This is a genomic window from Undibacterium sp. GW821-FHT11B02, from assembly GCF_058808955.1.
In genome coordinates, this window is record NZ_JBXASD010000014.1 from 106,205 (window position 1) to 125,234 (window position 19,030).

Consider the following 19,030-nt stretch of genomic DNA (forward strand, 5'->3'; position numbering starts at 1 on the left):
ATGCGCCAGCTGCGTTGCAATTCTTGTTCGTACTATTAGTACTGCCTTCGTCGCTGCGCCTTGCCAGGACAATTTTTACCTGAGCCCCATCTTATTTATGCACATCTTCTTTGTTCGAAAATCATTTTTGCAACATTTGGTCTAACCAAAATACGACAATCACGATCTTTTTTTCATTTTGTTTCCTGCAAGCCCATATCGCTTTACGCATCGTCTAAAAACTGCATTTTACCTATGAAAATGCAGGAGCTATGCAATCTTTATCAAGATGACGAAATACGATGCAGGTGCAGTTCTTACACTGGCAACTGTGGCGAGTATGCCACCAAATGAAAATTTTGGCTAGTCCACATTGCATATTTGGTCTGACCACATTAGAATGGCCTGACCGAAATGCTTTTTTACAGGCTTTTCATATTTCCCTGATGTAGACACGAGATGAAAAAAAATTATTCGCACGGCGAATCTGTATCTCACGAACCGCGTCTGTATCGCGTTGTGGCGGACCGGATCCAGGTTTTGATTGCCGAGGAAAATATTTTGCCTGGAGAACGCCTGCCATCCGAGCGTGATCTGGCAACAAAACTAAGTGTCAGCCGTGCCTCTTTGCGTGAAGCTTTGATTGCGCTGGAACTGGGTGGGGTAATAGAAGTACGTGGCGGCTCAGGTGTGTATGTCAGTGAGTTGCCTGAGGAGCTGCCAGATTTACCAGAAGTAGGTCCAGGTCCGTTTGAAGTGCTGTCAGCGCGCAGACTGATCGAAGCCGAAATAGCAGCCATTGCGGCAAGAGTCGCAACAGATGCAGCGATAGACGATATTTTGAAGGCAGTGCTGGAAATGGAAAGGCACCACGCCAACTATTCGAGCAATGAAAACGCGGACAGGAACTTTCACCTGTCCATCGCCAGGGCGACCGGCAATAGTGCGCTGGTCGGGACGATCGAATACCTGTGGAGTCAACGGGGCCGGCTGTGGCACAAATTAAAGGAGCATTTTCAAACTGAAGAATTACGCCAGCAAACGCTGACAGATCACAGAAATATTCTGGAAGCAATTGCTTCGCATGATCCTGCAGCGGCCAGAAAGGCGATGCGGGCACATTTAGAGAGAGTGACAAGAACTTTCTCGCGTGGATAGCAGCTAAAGCAAAGACCAACATTTGCGACTGTTACCAAAGTAAGAAAAATTTTTGACCGGCTGCGACCTCGATGATGCTTTGCATTCATCTTCGTTGCAGTGGCACAGAGCACGCGAGGTGCTCCATGTATGAGCCCACGTATGACGTGGGGGCAAGAATTTTATGTAAAAATCCGGAGGAGACTGAATAATGAAAGACACAAAGAAAAATCACAGGCCAGTATTTGTTTTGTCATCTATCGCCATGGCGGTGTTGACGATGGTTGGCCAGGCGCAGGCAGAAGATGTACAAAGGGTGGAAGTAACAGGTTCATCCATTAAGCGCCTCGCATCAGAAGCATCCCTGCCTGTCACTATGGTGACCGGGGAAGAATTAGAAAAACGTGGTATGACCACATTGGCAGATTTGATGATGTCTTTGCCAGAATCTGCTTCGTTGGCACCTTCGAATGCAGGTTCCGGTACCAATATCAATCTGCGCGGCCTCGGTGTCAATCGTACGCTGGTACTGTTGAATGGTCGTCGCCTCGCCAATGAAGCGATTGCGGATGGTTACGCCAACCTGGACGTGATCCCGATGAGTGCGATCGCCAGGGTAGAGATTTTGCGTGACGGTGCCTCTTCCATTTATGGTTCTGATGCGATCGGTGGCGTGGTTAACTTTATCACCAAGCGTTCTGTTGTTGGCAATTCTGTTTCTGCACAATATGTCAAACCGCAGCAAAGTGGCGGTGGTGATGAGCAACGTGTGAGCGCCACTGTCGGTGTCGGTGATCTGCAAAAAGATGGCTGGAATTTGTACGCAACTATCGATGCCCATCGCCGCAGCCGCTTGTTAGCCGCAGACCGGGCCGATCTCAGTACGACTGACATTTTGACCAGCATAGGTCGTGCACCCACACTGGGTAGCGGTGGCTTTGCCATGCCCGCTAACTTCACTACAGCTACCAACAAAACTGCTGTCAATCCTTATTACGCAAGTGGTTGCCAAGGTCCTTATAGCATCCAGGGTGCAAAAAATACTTGTATCTTGAATGCTGCTGCTTACGGTACAGCACTTTACGGCAATGAGCAGGTTACTTTCTATGCCAAGGGCACCAAGAAATTTGATGATGACCATTTCCTGACCGTTGATTACATGCGCGGCCAAGAATATATCCTGGGTACAAAAAACCCAACAACCAGCCTGGCTGCCAACGGTGTTAACGCCCTGTTGCCGTCCACCAGTAAATGGTATCCAGGTGGTAGCGGTGGCGTACCTGCAGTTGCTGGGTTGAAAGGCGAGCCATTGACTGTTACCTGGAGCGTCGCTGATCTGGCCGAAGCCCTTACCAAAGACATACAAGTCAATCAGCGTGTCAGCGTCAATGATGAAGGTCGCTTTGGTAACTGGGATTACAAGCTTGGCTTTGTCTACGGTAATAGCCAGCGTGACGGTTACTATGATTCCGGTTATGTCAGTGGTCCAGGTTTGTTGACAGGTATTGCCAATGGTTCACTGAATCCTTTCGGTTTGCAAGATGCTGCCGGTAAAGCATACCTGAAGAGCATTTCGGTTGACGGTGCATTGAATCGTCATTCCATCAGTACCTACACAGGTGTGGACTTGACTGCCACGAGAGAATTGATGACACTCGCCGGTGGTCCACTGACACTGGCCCTGGGTACCGATGTACATCGCGATACGACAGAAGATACCAAAACTGACATCACATCTATCGTCACTTACGCTGCGTCTGGTCCTTCTCACGGTCAGGGGGCGCGTAATGTAGCAGCGGCGTATGCTGAAATGGAAATGCCAGTTACCAAGGAATTGAACTTCAACGTAGCGGTGCGTGACGATCATTTCAGTGATTTTGGTAACACCATCAATCCTAAGGCCAGCTTCCGCTATCAGCCTATGAAGTCACTGATGTTCCGCGGTTCTGCCAATACCGGTTTCCGTGCACCGACCTTGTTTGACCGTTATGGCTATCGTGTAGCGGGAGCCAATGCCACTACCGCTGCAAAATGGGATGACCCAGTACAATGTCCTGGCGGCACGCCCGGCGTAGCTGGCACAGGTAAGGCATTGCCAGGTCTGGTAGCTTCTGCAGTGTGTAATGTGGCCTTGCCACGTCAGACTGGTAGCAACCCTGATCTGATCCCGGAAAAATCCCGTGGTTTCACACTGGGTGTTGTAACAGAGCCGGTACAAAATTTAACCGTTTCTGCTGATTACTGGCATATCGAAATGACAGACATGCTGGCGAACTTGCCAGAGCAAGTGTATTTCCTGAATCCAACCAAATATGCTGATCTGTTTGTACGTAATCCAGATGGTTCCCTGGCTTACATCAAAAACATCACCATGAACCTTGGTGGGCAAAAAGCTTCGGGTATCGACGTAGGTCTGGCTTATTCGATTCCTAAAACAGCTGTAGGTAATTTCAAGTTTGAACTGAACGGCACTTACCTGACCCAATTCGATAACCAATTGGAAAAAGATGGCGAATACATTTCCAATGTAGGTCGTTTTGGTGTGGCCAGCAACGGTACAACCAGCAGCTTGCCTATCATTACTTTCCGCTGGAAACACACTTTGACCATGTCCTGGAGCCAAGGTAACTGGGCGTCACAACTGACCCAGAACTACAACACTGGTTATCATGACCAGAACCTGGTGGCAGCGCAGTATTTCCGTGATATCGAGCCGTATCAGGTATGGAACTGGACAGGTAGCTATCGTGGTTTCAAAAACCTGGTATTGTCTGCGGGCATCACCAATCTGGCCAATGCAAGACCGCCTATCACTAACCATAGCGGTTACACCTTTGGTTATCTGAGCAGTGCTGCTAGCCCAATAGGCCGCGCGTTCAATGCACGCATGACTTATAACTTCTAAAAAAGGTTCCCCCCCACGTTAGCGCGTGGGGGGTGTGGAGTGATGATGCAAATCCCCCTTTTGAACTATATGCTTTATGTCAAGCGCAAGCAGGTTTTAGCGGCAGTGCCTGTGTTCGCTGTATTAACGGTTGATGGTCAGGACTACAGTGCCGTAGCAATGAGCAGCAAATTCGACCTGCGCTTGAGCAAACCGTTTGTCCATCCTTTGCGATTCCGCAAGCACGAATTCTCGCACACCCCGTTTGTTAAGAAAACGATACCCAGCACACTGGCCATTGTCAGTTACCGTTCGTTCAACTGATCCCTTAATGATGACGAGCAATACTTGCAGTCCCCGATTTTTGATTTTACCGACATAGAGAATGACATGAAATTATTTCCCCGTTCTATCATTGTGACCGCGATCAGCACTCTGGTATTGGGCGCGTGCAGTACTGCCGCAACTGTGGACGCTGCCGGCAGCGCTGGTAAACCGACCCGTATCATCCTGGTCGGTGACTCCACCATGGCACCCAAAAGCGGCTATGGCGATGCTTTTTGCAAGCGCTTCAAACCCGAAGTCACTTGCCTGAATCTTGCCAAAGGTGGTCGCAGTTCCAGCAGTTACCGGGCAGAAGGATCATGGGATGTCGTGCAGAATTTATTGAAAAACCACGAACAGTTCAGCCAGACGTTCGTGTTGATACAGTTTGGCCACAATGACCAACCCGGTAAGCCTGGTCGTTCTACCGATCTGGCGACAGAGTTTCCGGTGAATATAGCGCACTATGTGGATGACTTGCAGGCCGCTGGTGCGCAAGCCATTCTGGTGACACCACTGACACGCCGCAGTTTCAAAGGCACACAATTACAAAATGACCTCAGGCCATGGGCAGAGGCCAGTATGGCGGTTGCAGCCAACAAGCATGTACCGCTGCTGGACTTGAATGCAGACAGTTACCGCTCCGTACAAGCCATGGGGCAAGCCGAGGCTGACACCCTGGCAATGGAGCCACCACCGTCAGTATCTGTTCCGGTTGCGCCGGTTGCATCGCAGGCGACCGCATCAGCATCTCCAGGTGCAACCAGCACTGACCTCGCCAAAACAGAACGTGCAGGTGCTGCCCGTTCTGCATTTGACCGTACTCACTTGGGTAGCAAAGGTGCAAAGCATTTCTCCGCCATAGTTTTATCCGAATTGTTGCAGGCGGTGCCAGCACTGGATGCCGTAGTCAGCAAGGATGAGCGTCCATGAAATTCTTAAGCACCTTGCCAGTAGTGTCGACTGCTGTGCTGGCGTTGAACATGTTACCTGCAAGCGCCCAGGACAGCAGACAAGTCAGGGAACCACAAACGCCTGCGATTTGCAGCGTACTGCCAGCACAGCTTGAATCCGGCAAAGCGGAATCTATTGAAGCCAGGGCACCGGATACCCGTCGCCTGCAGGCAGCTATCGACGCCTGTCTGCCCGGTCAGGCGGTGAGGCTGACCAGCCTTAATGGCAAAGCTGCTTTTCTGTCTGGTGCCTTGCAACTGAGAAATGGAGTTTCCCTGTCGTTGGATGCAGGTGTCACTTTATTTACGTCGACCAATCCACAGGATTTTGACCGGGGTAACGGCACTTGTGGCATCAATGATGACAAGGGCAGGGGATGCAAACCTTTCATTACCGCTGATCACACAAAGGGTAGCGGTATTTACGGTGATGGCGTGATTGATGGTCAGGGTGGGGAACGTATATCAGGCAAGGAAGAGTCCTGGTGGCAGATTGCCCGGCGCGCCCAGAAAGAAGATAATCGCCAGAATGTCCCCCGATTGCTGGAGGTTAACCAGTCAGACAACTTTACACTGCACCGTATCACTCTCAGAAATTCACCTAATTTTCATGTGACATTGAATCAGGTCAATGGCTTTACTGCCTGGGGCGTGCGTATTGATACGCCTGCTACCGCAAGAAATACGGATGGTATTGATCCCATTTCTTCGCGTAACATCACCATCGCCAATAGTTTTATCCGTACTGGCGACGACAATGTCGCTATCAAGGCCGGTAATAATGGTCCGACAGAAAACATCACAATACGCAATAGTCATTTTTACTCTGGTCACGGCATGTCAATTGGCAGTGAGACCAATGGTGGCGTCAACAACGTGCTGGTGGATAATCTGAGCATGGATGGCACGACTTCTGGCCTGCGTATCAAGAGCGATGTTTCACGCGGTGGGCTAGTGCAGAATGTCAGCTATCGCAATGTTTGCATTCGCAATGTCAAAGCGCCGATAGATTTCGATACCCATTACGGAAAAAATGCCAAAGGATCGCAGATACCCCAGTACAAGGACATCAAACTGGAACATGTACAGGTATTGACACCCGGACGTATCATCCTGCAAGGCTATGATGCTGCTCATCCCATGATGTTGCGCTTGCAGGATGTGGTGATTGATATCCACAGTACCATACAGCGAGAACACGTACAGTTATTGAGCGACCATACGGTAGATGCAGCGCAATCTGGTTTCAATACAGAATCAGTCAATCCCAAACAATGTGAGCTGGCATTTGCTGCTTTTCCAGAAAATGTGGTGACGGAGAAACGACCACAGCTTGACGCAAGCACAGCGCAGCATTTTTCTTATAGTGAAGTATTGAAATACGCAGGCACGCCTGGTAACGAACAGGTGTCGCCATGGGATCCCTTGTCGGCACCAATTGCTGCCAGCCCTGACTTGATCCCTGACTATATCGTTGATGCCGGTGCCAAAGCTGACGATGTGTACACATTCAATCGTGTACAAGATGCGGTAAGTCGCGCTGTTGCTGACGCGGAAAAAAAAACAGATAAGAACAGGCGCATTTATATCCTGGTCAAGCCAGGCATCTATCGTGAACTGGTCTACGTTCCCGCGGTAGACAGCCCTGTCACGATTTATGGAACTGATGCTGAGAAAACAAAAATCAGCGCTAATCTGGATGCGGCGTTGACTGGTGCTGTTTATCAGACACGCTTTGCAAGCCAGTTCAACAAAACCCATGCCAGCATCACGGCCATGTATGAAAGCCTGAAAAACCGGCCAGAGTTGGGTACCTTTGGTACCGCCGTGTTGTGGGTTAAAAGCCGGGGTTTCGAAGCAAAGAATCTGACTATTGAAAATGCCTACAACAAGGAAGCAGGGAATGCGCGAGCTGACTGTCCTTCCGGACATTGTCCAGATGCCGGTGTCTATGCGCAAACGCAGATAGTGCATCATCAAGCATTGGCAGTGATGCTGGACGGTGCCGATAAAACGCAATTTGATGGCGTACGCATGCTAGGTTTCCAGGATACCTTGTATATGAAGTCTGGTGCGGGAGGAGAGACGGCCAGGTATTTCTTCAATCATGCCTATGTGGAAGGTGATGTCGATTTCATTTTTGGTGACGCAACCGCGTATTTTTACCAGTCCGAAATCAAAGCTTTGGGCGATCGTGGTACAGCCTATATGGCAGCACCCAACACCAATATCAACAGCAAGTATGGTTTTGTCTTTGATCATTGCCGTTTTACCCATGACGGCAGCAGCAATGCCCTTGCCGGTAAATTTCACCTGGCTCGCCAGTGGTTCCATAACGAACGCTGCACACCTTACGGTGTAGTACCTGTTCCGGGTTATGACTGCCAACTTGGTCAAGTCGATGTATATGCATCACCAACCGGTACGATCACCAAAAAAACACTGGAAACCGTGGGGAAAATGGTCGTGATGAATTCCGTCATCGGTAGCCATATCAATAAACTGCAACCCTGGTCCGACTGGAATAAATATGGCACCTTGCCATATCGCCCTGCGCAATATTCATCCGACGACTATTGGGCCAATTTGAAGGCCAGCAGGATTGACCCGGTTAAACAATTGGGCTACCCCGGACCGATCACGCCGACGCGTGTTTTTCTTGCGGAATTTAATAACACTGAAGAATGAGTCTGGTGAATCCGGCAGGCCGCACCAATAAAACACCCTAATGAACTGAGACACTATAATGAAAAAACACAATTCGCAGACACATGATCACCAGCATCCACGTCGGGATTTTATGAAAAAAATATCGTTGACAGGATTGTCGCTTGGCGCTGGTAGCGCTTTGCCAGTTGAGCAAGCGTTGGCTGCGACCTTGATAGAAGATCCTTGGTTGAAAGCCCAGGCGATTGTTGACCGTCTGTCCGTACCCTTAAAATTTCGCCAGGCAGATTTCCGGATTACCGATTTTGGTGCCGTGCCCTGTGACGTAAAAACCGTCAAGGCCTGGATCTCATTTGAAGAACAGGACAATCTGCCGACCCCGGTCGCAAATGCCAAAGATATTTACCCTGCCATCACCGAAGCAATTGCCACTTGCCATAAGGCTGGTGGGGGCCGTGTCCTTGTACCTGCTGGTAACTGGTTTTGTGCTGGCCCCATCGTTTTGTTGTCGAATGTGAATGTGCATTTGCTGTCGGGCGCACATATCTACTTCAGCAATAGGCCGGAAGACTATGCCAAATATGGCAATTTTGATTGCGGCCAGAACGGCAAGTTGACGATTTCACGCTGGCAAAGCAACGACTGTCTGAACTTTTCCCCTATGGTGTATGCCTATGCACAAGATCATATCGCACTGACTGGCGACGACTGGACCAGCATACTCGATGGCCAGGGGGGGGTCCCGTTTGATGATAGTGGGGATTGCTGGTGGACCTGGAAAGGTCGGCTCAAGACCATCAATGCAGTGGCGCAAAGTTCTACACCTAACTACAAGGCTGGCAAGCGCTCGGAAAATACAGCCAATGAACTCAATGCGACCTCATTGGAAAAAATTGCTCCACAACTCGATGAGAAACAGAGATTACATATCCAGGGGGAAGGCGATAGATGGCGCGCTGACTCGAATTTCCTGCCTGCATTGTCCGAAGCTGGTGTACCTGTCGGCAAGCGTATTTTTGGCATGGGCCATAATTTGCGGCCACCGATGATACAGTTCATCGGTTGCACCAATGTGTTGATGCAGGGTTACCAGGTCAACAATACGCCGTTTTGGCAACACCATCCTGTGCATTGCCGCAATGTGGTTATCCGAAATGTCATGGCAAAAAGCCACGGCCCCAACAGTGATGGCTTTGATCCTGAGGCCTGTGACCATGTGTTGGTTGAATCCTGCACTTTTGATTCTGGTGATGATTGCATCGCTATCAAGGCAGGTAAAAACCTGGATACCCAATACGGGCCATCACAAAACATCGTGATTCAAAATTGCACCATGCAAAGTGGTCATGGTGCCGTCACGCTGGGTAGTGAAATGGCGGGTGGCATACAGAATGTGTATGCGCAAAACCTGCTGTTTGAAAACGTACACTGGGCCAGCAATCCACTTAATACCGCAATTCGCCTGAAGACCAATATGAATCGGGGCGGCTACCTGAAAAATTTCTTTGTTCGCAATATCTCTATCCCGAATGGTGTGCAGACCAGCCCATCCTTCTATACATCCCTGCCAAATTCACCCATACATTCAAAAACCGTTGCCACGGCAGCTGGTGCAGTGATTACCTTTGACTGTGATTATGCACCAGTGAATGACAATGTCAGAACCCGGCCACCAGTGGTGGACAATGTGCATATTTCAAATGTCACAGTAGGTGACGTGACGACCAAGGCTGGCAAGTTTTCCTGTTATCAGGCAGTAGTGATCCTGGGCCCAGTGGCATCTGACTACAATGGTGAAGAGAAGAACCCCACGGTATTTCCAGTGACAAATGTGACTATTCGCGATTGCCAGTTTGGTACACCGGTGAATGCTGCCAACCCCTTGTATCTGTATAACGTCAAGGGTCTGGAATTGAAGAATGTGAAGATAGGTGACAAGCTGCACAACAGCATTCTGTCTACCTAAAAAAATGCCGCCGGGCTGGTAAAGGCTTGTCCGGCGGCATTCAAAGGCTAAGGGGTAATTGCGAAATCAGCTTATATTTTTATGGTTATATCTGATTTTTCGATTCAAATTCGAGCACTGAGTTAAGTAGAAAAAGGCGTTTCTGGCATTCCGCAAACGCCAGGCTGGACCAACAACAAACTGCCGGCCCATTGGTCATGTTCTGCTTTGCCGGCAGCGATGGATGTCACCAGCAGCGTATCCATATTGGCACCGCCAAAAGTACACATTGAAGGTTTTGTCACAGGTAACGGGATAGTCCGGTCCAGCTTGCCTGCAGGTGTAAAGCGCAGCAGGCAAGCACCGTCATTGCCACATATCCAATAACAGCCATCGACATCCATGGCTGCGCCGTCCGGGCGCCCGGCCAGTGGCTTCATGTCCATAAACACGCGCTGGCCATGTGGCACACCTGCATCCGTGTCGTAATCAAAAACCCAGATCGTCTGGCTGGCTGGATGCGAATCCGACAGATACATGGTCTTTCCATCCGGTGACCAGGCCAAACCGTTTTGCGTCAACAAATTACTGACGAAGGGTTTGGACAAGCCCTTTTTCTGTGAATAACGAAATAGCTGACCGACCGCTTTGGCAGCGACCATGTCCATGAACATGGTGCCACTCCAGAACCGGCCCTGGCGATCACAGCGACCATCATTGAAACGCATGCCCGTGGTCAGCGTGTCAGGTGCCGCCAGGCGGGTTTGCAGTGCACGCGACCCTGCACCCAGGTGCAGGTTGAAGATGCCACTTTCCATGCCGGCGATAAAATCACCGTCGTCTTTCAATGCAATGCAGGCAACCATCTCGGTTGTCTGCCATGACCGCAATGCTCCGGAACCCGCATCCAGTTTCCAGATCGTTTTCGCAGGGATATCTACCCAGTACCAGGCAGCCTGCTTTGCATGCCACATCGGGCTTTCACCTACGGTGCAGTTGATTGCCGGTATGGCTTCCAGATCCGGGAATGGAGATGAGAGTCGGATAGAATGCTGGGTCATAATGAAAGTCGATTTATAAATCAGTGATTTCTTTATGGGTAGGTACCAGGAACTTCATCAGGCACCATGCGAGCAGATAAGACACTGCACAGAAGGTAAACATGATGGTGTAACCTGTCTGTATATGTCCTAGACTACCGTAATAATCAAATAGCCAGCCACCAATTTTTGATACCAGTACGCCACCTATACCACCAGCCATACCACCTATACCAACGATGGAAGCGACGGATTTTTTCGGGAACATGTCCGATACGGTGGTGAATATGTTCGCTGACCATGCCTGGTGCGCAGATGTACCTACACCAATCAATAACACTGGTATCCATGGACCCAGGTAACCCAGTGGTTGTGCCAGCAATACTACCAGCGGGAACAAGGCAATCACCAGCATCGCCCGCATGCGACCGTCATAGGCGTTATAACCACGCTTCATGAAATAGCTGGGGAACCAGCCACCACCAATACTGCCTACCATCGTCATGCTATACAGCACCGCCAAAGGTATGACGATGTCAGTGCTCTGCATTTTGTACTGGGCTTGCAGGTATTTGGGCAACCAGAACAGGAAAAACCACCAGATACCATCCGTCATGAACTTGCCAATGACAAAAGCCCAAGTCTGTTTATACGACAACAGTTTCATCCAGGAGATTTTTTTGCCCGGTGTTTCTTCAGCAATGTTTGGCTCAGGATCTTGTGTTACGCCGCTATTGATATATGCCAATTCAGCAGCGGACAGGTACTTCTGTTTTTCTGGCTTCTCATAGAAAATACTCCAGAAAATCATCCAGATAAAGCCGATTGCGCCGATCAAAATGAAGGCGGTTTCCCAACCCCAGGTCGCTGCGATCCACGGTACGGTCAGTGGTGCCAGGATGGCGCCGATATTCGCGCCGGAATTGAAAATGCCAGTGGCAAACGAACGTTCCTGTTTAGGAAAATATTCCGCAGTGGCCTTGATGGCTGCCGGGAAGTTGCCCGCTTCACCAAAGGCCAGTACTGCGCGTGAAACCATGAAACCGGCTACAGACACCGGAACAGCAGCCAGCCCCAGTGCTGCAAAGACATTACTCACACCTTGACCTACCGAAATGGAATAGGCATGCATGATCGCACCCAGTGACCAGACTGCAATCGCTATCAGATAGGCTTTCTTGGTACCAATTTTGTCGATCAGGCGACCCGCAAATAGCATGGAAATTGCATAAATGAACTGGAATGCAGCAGTAATGTTGGCATAGTCAGTATTTGTCCAGCCAAACTCTTTAGACAGGTCAGGTGCCAACAGGCTGAGTACCTGACGATCAAGATAATTCACGGTAGTGGCAAAAAATAGCAGGGCACATATGGTCCACCGGTATTTGCCTATGGATTGCTGGCTCATCAGAGCGTCTCCTTGTAGTTGTTCATGATGGGCACATCTTGTTCGTGTGCTCGTTTATGCTTGCTTATTGCTTACTTGTTGCTAACTGAACGGGCTGACCTGCAATGCAAACGCATGCGGCCAGCCCGTTTCGACATCATGCCAAAGTCAGTTTCCCATCTATCATGCGAGTCAGTTGCAGCGGATTGTTATCTTGCAATGCTGCTGGCAACAAGTCGGCAGGAATAGCCTGATAACAAACAGGACGCAAGAAGCGGTCTATGGCCGTTGCGCCGACTGAGGTACTACGGCTGTCGGACGTGGCAGGGAAAGGTCCGCCGTGTACCATGGCATGAGCAACCTCTACACCGGTAGGGAAACCGTTGAACAAAATACGTCCGGCTTTTCTTTCCAGTCCTGGCAACAGCTTCTTCGCCAGTGCATGGTCTGCTGATGTTGCATGTACGGTAGCGGTTAATTGGCCTTCCAGCGATTCCGACACTTGCAGAACTTCATTGAAGTCTTTGCACAGGATGGCGATCGATGATGGGCCAAAGACTTCTTCTTGCAATGCTGCTGTAGTCAGGAAAGTGCTGCCACTGCAGACCGACAACACGGCTTGCGCTGCACATGGCGATTCTGCTGGCTGACCCTTGCCGACTACTGTCAGTTCGGCGATTTCTGCCAGGTGGCTGCTGCCTTTGACATAAGCCTGGTGTATGCCAGGTGTCAACATGGTAGATGCCTGCTTTTTCTCCAGTGCCTGGCCTGCCAGTTCCAGGAAACTGCGGGCAGCCGCACTATCAATGGCAATCACCAGACCTGGATTGGTACAGAACTGACCAGCGCCGAGTGTCAATGAATCGACAAAGTTTTGCGCCAGCTGAGCAGTTTGTGTTTTCAATGCATCTTCCAGCAAGAAGACAGGATTGATACTGCTCATCTCTGCGTAGACAGGAATAGGTTCTTTCCGTTGGTTGGCTGTGCGTACCAGCGCCAAACCACCTGAACGTGAACCGGTGAAGCCGACTGCCTTGATGGCTGGATGACCGACCAGTTGCTGACCAACCTGGCTACCGGCACCGACCAGCATGGAGAATACGCCTTCTGGCAGGCCGCAATCAGCGACTGCTTTTTGAATCACGCGGCCAACCAGTTCGGCTGTACCCAGATGGGCATTGTGCGCCTTGACGACAACCGGGCAACCGGCAGCCAGTGCAGATGCGGTATCGCCACCTGCAACGGAAAAAGCCAGCGGGAAATTGCTGGCACCAAATACAGCAACCGGACCCAGCGCAATTTTGCGCAGGCGCAGGTCTGGCCTTGGTGGTGCGCGTTCTGGCAGGGCAGAATCAATGGTTGCATCCAGGAAGTAGCCATCACGTACGACTTTTGCAAACAGACGCAACTGATTCACTGTACGGCCGCGCTCCCCTTCCAGACGTGCCACCGGCAGGCCGGTTTCTTGTGCGGCGCGTTCGATCAGGACAGGACCCAGATCCATGATGCCTGTAGCGATGGTTTCCAGGAACCTGGCGCGTTGCTCCAGACTGGTTTCGCGATAGGTATCAAATGCCTGCTCTGCCAGAGTGCAGGCTTGCTGCACATCTTCAGCGGTGGCGAAGCCAAATACAGGTTCGATTTGCTGGTTGGTGGATGGATCAATGGCATTGATGTTACCTGCCAGGCCAAACACCGAATTTTTACCGATAAGCATTTTGCCGGTAATTTGCATTATATTCTCCTTCTTTCCTGCATCAGATGCAGGGATATCAGCATGGTGTTAATGACGAGTCTTGCAAAACGCAAAGACGAAGCTGCGGCAGCCATGGCTGCGCAGCTTCGTCTTTATACAGCTTATTGTGGACCTTGTTTCAGAATCAGTTTGAGCAGCATTTCATCTTCTTCTGCTGTCAGGTCTGTCAATGGTGCACGTACTGGTCCAGCGCTATGACCAACCAGACGGGCGCCAGCTTTGACAATACTCACTGCATAGCCAGCTTTGCGATTGCGAATTTCCAGGTAAGGCAGGAAGAAGTCGTCAATCAGGCGATTTGTCGTGGCGTGATCATCGGCTGCAACTGCGTGATAGAAGTCCATCGCCAGTTTTGGCATGAAATTGAATACCGCAGAGGAATATACAGGAACACCCAGCGCTTTGTAAGCTGCGGCATAGACTTCAGCAGTAGGCAGTCCACCCAGGTAGCTGAAGCGGTCACCCATACGACGCCAGATGGAAACCATCAGTTCAATATCACCGATACCGTCCTTGAAACCGATCAGGTTAGGGCAACGTGCTGCCAGTTTTTCCAGAGAGTCGGCAGTCAGGCGGCAGATACCTCGGTTATACACAACCACGCCAAAATCAACACCAGCACAGACTTCTTCCACGTGACGGATCAGGCCATCCTGGCTTGCTTCAGTCAGATAATGTGGCAACAACAAGATACCGTGTGCGCCAAGGCGTTGTGCCTCTTGCGCGTAAGCGATGGCTTGACGGGTAGGGCCACCAGCACCTGCCAGGATAGGTACTTTGCCGCGGCAGGTATCAACAGCAGTACGGATCACGTCTGAGTATTCGTTGGCTGTCAGAGAAAAGAATTCGCCCGTACCACCTGCAGCAAACAGGGCGCTGGCACCATATGGAGCCAGCCATTCGAGGCGCTCTGCATAGGTTTTTGCATTGAAATCTCCTGCCGCATCAAAGTCGGTCAATGGAAAAGAAAGCAGGCCAGAGGAAAGTATCTGTTTCAGATCTTGTGGGTTCATGATGTCTCCTGAGAGTAAGGTGAAATGAGTTGAAATAAGTGCGAAATAAGGATGAAGTCGGTTTGTAAGGTATTCGTCTTGCTTAATCTTTAAATGATGCCTGCCGGTGTAGCCAGAGTTGACATATCTTCATTTGATTGCTCAGTGCGGGTTGGTGCTTCCGCCTTTGATATTGAAGATAGTAGTCAAGATGTACGTCATCGTACAACTTAAAATCAAAGACTGCAAGCATCGTTTTTATTTATTGTGATTTATTTTATTTGCGTTCCTGAGTACTGTCTTGGTACACCGGGGTGTATGGGAAAATTTTTGTCAGGCCTGCTGCAAACACTATAGATACAGTAGTTATAAGCTTGCTTCAGACACTGAATATTGGCGATTCGGTATGGCGCAGATATAAATAGGACTTCCGCAAAACCGCCCCAGCAGCGTTGCAGCTCCTGGTCGTACTAATAAAGTACTGTCTTCGTCGCTGACGGTGTAGTCGGGGTTTCAGGCAATACATTGTTTGCCGACGAAACGAAGCTCCCGTGCAAGGGAGGTTTCCTGGAAGCGATAGGTGTAGTTGGGGTTTCAGACAACATGTTGTCTGCCAACGTAACGAACCTCCCCTGCAAGGGAGGTTTCCTAAAAGCGATAGGTGTAGTCGGGGTTTCAGACAATATATTGTCTGCCGACGTAACGAACCTCCCCTGCAAGGGAGGTTTCCTGGAAGCGATAGCCTTGCTGGGACAATTTTGTGTAAGTTCTAATAAATAACGAGGATATCAGGTGGTGTGATTTTCAACATGGCTGCGAGAAGATGCTTCTTCCATGCGCAGTTGTGCCTGGCGCTGTCTTTCCATGCTATTGCTGAGGTGGGTGCGCATGGCGGCGCGTGCGGCTTCTGGATCCTTGCGCAGGATGGCGTTGTAAATGTCTTCGTGTTCGTGATTGACTCTATCTATATAGCTGCTGGTGGTGCCCAGATTCAGTGCTGCAGAATTGAGTCTTGCCCGAGGAATGATGGTGGTACCCAGGTCACTGAGGATGTCGACGAAATAGCGGTTGCCGGTGGCCTGGGCAATCAGCAGGTGAAAGCGTACATCGGCATTGACCGACTCGATATCCCTGGTTTTTTTGGTGAGGATATCGTTCAAGGCTGCTGTCAGTTCTGCCAGTTGCTCTTCTGTACGGCGTGATGCTGCCAGCCAGGCGGCTTCGGTTTCCAGACTGATCCTCAGTTCCAGTATGTCGAGCACATCCCTGACTGTGATAATGGCTTCGCGCGAAATGCCCAGTGTGCTGCTGACCGGTTCAAGGATAAAGGTGCCGATGCCATGCCGCGTCTGTACCAGCCCGGCCGCCTGCAAATGCGAGATCGCTTCGCGCACCACAGTCCGGCTGACGCCATACAATTGCATGATGGCAGATTCGGTAGGGAGTTTTTCCCCAGGTTTGAATACAGCGTTTTTGATATTGTTCGTAATGTTCTCAACCAGCCCTTGAGACAGGCTCTTGTGACGCCTTACGTTAGGGGGGGGATTGGCTATTTGCTGAGTTTCCATTGTGTCAAGCTTGACCTTACGAAGATGCACTGATTTTACATCAAGTCGTCATCATAATGTTGTATGATGACGTATCACTTATTTAAATTGCACCAATTTCGGATTATTCGTGTGATTTCCAGACGAAGTTACTATGGAGTGTCACTGCGCGACCACATCTGCCACCAAATCACTTTTCAGTATCAGGCTCGACAATTCTCCCTGCCCTAGCAAAAATACCCCTCGCCCATTGGAATAGACGATGCTGCCATCGGGGCGCATATCATACGACACCACATTACGGGCAAGTATCGTCTCTTGCCCCTGACGGTTGCGGCTGACCAGTTGCCAGGACGACGGTACCAGCGAAGGGATACCGTTGATCCGGTTTTCCTTGCGCAAGGCTTTTTCTGCGTCGATGCGTTTGCCCTTGAGTATGATTTCTTTCAGATCTGCCTGCATGGCTGGCCCGGATGCGCTGGTCAGAGGCTTGCGGCTATACATCAGCGAAAAGAAATTGAGGTAATGGAACACAGCACGTAACAGGCGGAAGGGAAACAACAGCAAGTCCTGCAAAGCTGTACCGGTGGCATAGCGTGGTGGTTCATATGGGCGGCGGATAAAATGCAGATTTCCTTGCGGGCAAACACGCGGATGCAGGTAATCAAATTGCGGGTCGTCAAGGATGGGGCTGATGGCCCCGTTCTTCATGTCCAGCATTTGTATGCTGGCATTGCCTTCGGCCAGCATCCGGCCGCTTTTATCGCGTGCTATGCCAGCGGATTGATACAGGATTTGCTTGTCTGCGCCCGGTATCCAGGCCGGAGCCGTATCCAGTGTGTCGCCTGCTGTCAATTCGCGATATTGTTCACCGTCGCTATTGAGCATGACAAGGTTGGCAATGCCAGACTTACTCATCGATGACGCTAGTATCTTGCTACTGCTGGTATCAAGATTCAGATCAGTCAGGTTCAGGTTTTGTTTGTGCAGTATGCGTATTTCAACGCCGGTTTCCGGGTTGAAGGAAAACAGGCCACCCATACCCTCATCCTTGAGGAAATACAGCATGTTCTGTTCCTGATCAAATTGCATTGAGGTGGCAATTATCTGCGCAGTATCGTCATTAAAGCGACGCATGCCACCAGAAGCTGAGACGCCAAAGCTGGTGCCTTGCTTCCATGCATGTCTTTCCTTGTGCTTTTCCATCTTGTCTATCATTTCCTGTACGTAGGGACTGTGCAACTGCTTCACCTCGCCATGGGCGGCGCGATAAAACAGCTTGCCCTCGGAAATAAAGGCAACTGCCATGCCCGCAGCATGCCGGTCCAGGTGCGCTTGCTGCGCCTGATTTTGTGGATTGAGAACCCCGGTTTCCTGACGACCTGTAGCGTTTTTCTGTTGCATCAGCAGATTGATGGTATAGGCCAAAGCCAGTAACAACACAATAATGATAAGAATGTGCACCTGATATCTCCTGCTTGATTTTATTGACTTGGTTTGGCTCTGGCCCTGAGCACGACACTGACAGTATGAGGCAACAGACCTATGCTGCCATGAAAAAAATGACAAAGCAATCACGAGATTCAAGGGGCGGGTCTGGTAACCGGACGCGCTGAACGGATTGCCGCTGGCAAGAGATGACATTTGTCATCTGTAATTGCTGACAGTTTGCTCTGATATGAGACCTAAGGTTTGGTCATACTGTTGTTCAGACGTGCAGATCGCATCGCACTATATTGACCTGGCTGCTGCCGGAAAATCTGACAGCGCCCCTTACTTTGATTGGGAAATATCATGTCTGTTAATTCTAATTCTGTCCCAACAGTTTTTGCTAATCGCCTCAAAGGTGCCATGGTGTACGCTGTCTTTGGCAGTTGCTGGCTGCTTTTATGGAATCAACGTGTCTTCCAGGGTAGCGGCTTGATTAATGCCATTATTCTCTCCACCGGAGCGGTCATTTTCTTGCTGGCGCTGAACAGGTTTCGCGGTTTCAGGCATATGTCAGAAGAAGATAATACGGCACAAAAACAAAACAGAATGCGTCGATATTATGTGATCAATGCCGTGCAGTGGATAGCTCTTCTGGTCATCATCAATGTGCTGATCAATATTGGCTTGTCTGCATGGGTGACGCCGGCCGCCATGCTGATTATTGGTTTGCATTTCTTTCCGCTGGCGACGGTCTTTGAAAATCCAGGACATAAACTCATGGGTATGGTTATTTGCGCGTTTGCACTTGTCTTTCCTTTTGTGTTGGCAGGAGGTCCGGCTGACCCCTATGCTTGTGCAGGTATGGCCTTGATACTGTGGGTAGGGGCAATACGCAATATAAGCAAGACTTTTCATTTGGTACGGACGGTGCTGTCATAGGTTGTTCAGACGTATTGCGGATGTCAACACGCCCTGGTCAGGCTGGGTA

At 50.1% G+C, this 19,030-nt stretch carries 13 protein-coding genes; 7 read left to right on the forward strand and 6 right to left on the reverse strand.

The window, feature by feature from the left end:
- Window positions 1–438: 438 nt before the first annotated feature.
- The 6 genes from AC1RVX_RS25210 to AC1RVX_RS25235 all read left to right on the forward strand — a co-directional run bounded on the left by AC1RVX_RS25210 (window position 439) and on the right by AC1RVX_RS25235 (window position 9,910).
- Window positions 439–1,137: a FadR/GntR family transcriptional regulator gene (locus AC1RVX_RS25210; protein WP_493219327.1), complete on the forward strand. Its 699-nt coding sequence runs from the start codon at window positions 439–441 to the stop codon at window positions 1,135–1,137.
- A 190-nt stretch (window positions 1,138–1,327) separates the two neighbouring features.
- The gene (locus AC1RVX_RS25215) at window positions 1,328–4,021 is read left to right on the forward strand and encodes a TonB-dependent receptor plug domain-containing protein (protein WP_493219328.1); all 2,694 of its coding nucleotides are present in this window, start codon (window positions 1,328–1,330) and stop codon (window positions 4,019–4,021) included.
- A gap of 42 nt (window positions 4,022–4,063) precedes the next feature.
- The gene (locus AC1RVX_RS25220) at window positions 4,064–4,324 is read left to right on the forward strand and encodes a hypothetical protein (RefSeq protein ID WP_493219329.1); all 261 of its coding nucleotides are present in this window, start codon (window positions 4,064–4,066) and stop codon (window positions 4,322–4,324) included.
- A 66-nt stretch (window positions 4,325–4,390) separates the two neighbouring features.
- On the forward strand, window positions 4,391–5,257 hold the full coding sequence (locus AC1RVX_RS25225; RefSeq protein ID WP_493219330.1) for a rhamnogalacturonan acetylesterase: 867 nt from the start codon (window positions 4,391–4,393) through the stop codon (window positions 5,255–5,257).
- Window positions 5,254–7,965 carry a pectinesterase family protein gene (locus AC1RVX_RS25230; protein ID WP_493219331.1) on the forward strand — a complete coding sequence of 904 codons (2,712 nt, stop codon included), beginning with the start codon at window positions 5,254–5,256 and terminating at the stop codon, window positions 7,963–7,965. The genes AC1RVX_RS25225 and AC1RVX_RS25230 overlap by 4 nt, the downstream gene beginning before the upstream one ends.
- Window positions 7,966–8,023: 58 nt before the next feature.
- A complete protein-coding gene (locus AC1RVX_RS25235; RefSeq protein WP_493219332.1) occupies window positions 8,024–9,910 on the forward strand; it encodes a glycoside hydrolase family 28 protein in 1,887 nt (628 codons plus the stop codon).
- A gap of 122 nt (window positions 9,911–10,032) precedes the next feature.
- Here the strand turns inward: AC1RVX_RS25235 and AC1RVX_RS25240 are convergent, their stop codons facing one another.
- The 6 genes from AC1RVX_RS25240 to AC1RVX_RS25265 form a co-directional block, all read right to left on the reverse strand.
- Window positions 10,033–10,950, reverse strand: coding sequence for an SMP-30/gluconolactonase/LRE family protein (locus AC1RVX_RS25240; RefSeq protein WP_493219333.1), 918 nt, complete (start codon window positions 10,948–10,950; stop codon window positions 10,033–10,035).
- A 13-nt stretch (window positions 10,951–10,963) separates the two neighbouring features.
- Window positions 10,964–12,337: an MFS transporter gene (locus AC1RVX_RS25245; RefSeq protein ID WP_493219334.1), complete on the reverse strand. Its 1,374-nt coding sequence runs from the start codon at window positions 12,335–12,337 to the stop codon at window positions 10,964–10,966.
- A gap of 136 nt (window positions 12,338–12,473) precedes the next feature.
- The gene (locus AC1RVX_RS25250; protein WP_493219335.1) at window positions 12,474–14,051 is read right to left on the reverse strand and encodes an aldehyde dehydrogenase (NADP(+)); all 1,578 of its coding nucleotides are present in this window, start codon (window positions 14,049–14,051) and stop codon (window positions 12,474–12,476) included.
- Window positions 14,052–14,173: 122 nt separating this feature from the next.
- Complete coding sequence (gene kdgD, locus AC1RVX_RS25255) at window positions 14,174–15,085, reverse strand: 5-dehydro-4-deoxyglucarate dehydratase (protein WP_493219336.1); 912 nt, start codon at window positions 15,083–15,085, stop codon at window positions 14,174–14,176.
- Between the two features lie 767 nt (window positions 15,086–15,852).
- Entirely contained in the window at window positions 15,853–16,632 is a 780-nt protein-coding gene (locus AC1RVX_RS25260) for a FadR/GntR family transcriptional regulator (protein WP_493219337.1), read from the reverse strand.
- Between the two features lie 141 nt (window positions 16,633–16,773).
- Entirely contained in the window at window positions 16,774–18,075 is a 1,302-nt protein-coding gene (locus AC1RVX_RS25265; protein WP_493219338.1) for a TolB-like translocation protein, read from the reverse strand.
- 330 nt (window positions 18,076–18,405) lie between these two features.
- On the opposite strand from AC1RVX_RS25265, the gene AC1RVX_RS25270 reads away from it, so the two are divergent.
- Window positions 18,406–18,981 carry a hypothetical protein gene (locus AC1RVX_RS25270; RefSeq protein ID WP_493219339.1) on the forward strand — a complete coding sequence of 192 codons (576 nt, stop codon included), beginning with the start codon at window positions 18,406–18,408 and terminating at the stop codon, window positions 18,979–18,981.
- Window positions 18,982–19,030: the final 49 nt, after the last annotated feature.

Excerpts from the sequence above, each read along its gene's own strand:
- AC1RVX_RS25210 (WP_493219327.1), top strand. The coding sequence starts at position 439 with ATGAAAAAAAATTATTCGCACGGCGAATCTGTATCTCACGAACCGCGT.
- AC1RVX_RS25215 (WP_493219328.1), top strand. The coding sequence starts at position 1,328 with ATGAAAGACACAAAGAAAAATCACAGGCCAGTATTTGTTTTGTCATCT.
- AC1RVX_RS25220 (WP_493219329.1), top strand. The coding sequence starts at position 4,064 with ATGATGCAAATCCCCCTTTTGAACTATATGCTTTATGTCAAGCGCAAG.
- AC1RVX_RS25225 (WP_493219330.1), top strand. The coding sequence starts at position 4,391 with ATGAAATTATTTCCCCGTTCTATCATTGTGACCGCGATCAGCACTCTG.
- AC1RVX_RS25230 (WP_493219331.1), top strand. The coding sequence starts at position 5,254 with ATGAAATTCTTAAGCACCTTGCCAGTAGTGTCGACTGCTGTGCTGGCG.
- AC1RVX_RS25235 (WP_493219332.1), top strand. The coding sequence starts at position 8,024 with ATGAAAAAACACAATTCGCAGACACATGATCACCAGCATCCACGTCGG.
- AC1RVX_RS25240 (WP_493219333.1), bottom strand. The coding sequence starts at position 10,950 with ATGACCCAGCATTCTATCCGACTCTCATCTCCATTCCCGGATCTGGAA.
- AC1RVX_RS25245 (WP_493219334.1), bottom strand. The coding sequence starts at position 12,337 with ATGAGCCAGCAATCCATAGGCAAATACCGGTGGACCATATGTGCCCTG.
- AC1RVX_RS25250 (WP_493219335.1), bottom strand. The coding sequence starts at position 14,051 with ATGCAAATTACCGGCAAAATGCTTATCGGTAAAAATTCGGTGTTTGGC.
- kdgD (WP_493219336.1), bottom strand. The coding sequence starts at position 15,085 with ATGAACCCACAAGATCTGAAACAGATACTTTCCTCTGGCCTGCTTTCT.
- AC1RVX_RS25260 (WP_493219337.1), bottom strand. The coding sequence starts at position 16,632 with ATGGAAACTCAGCAAATAGCCAATCCCCCCCCTAACGTAAGGCGTCAC.
- AC1RVX_RS25270 (WP_493219339.1), top strand. The coding sequence starts at position 18,406 with ATGTCTGTTAATTCTAATTCTGTCCCAACAGTTTTTGCTAATCGCCTC.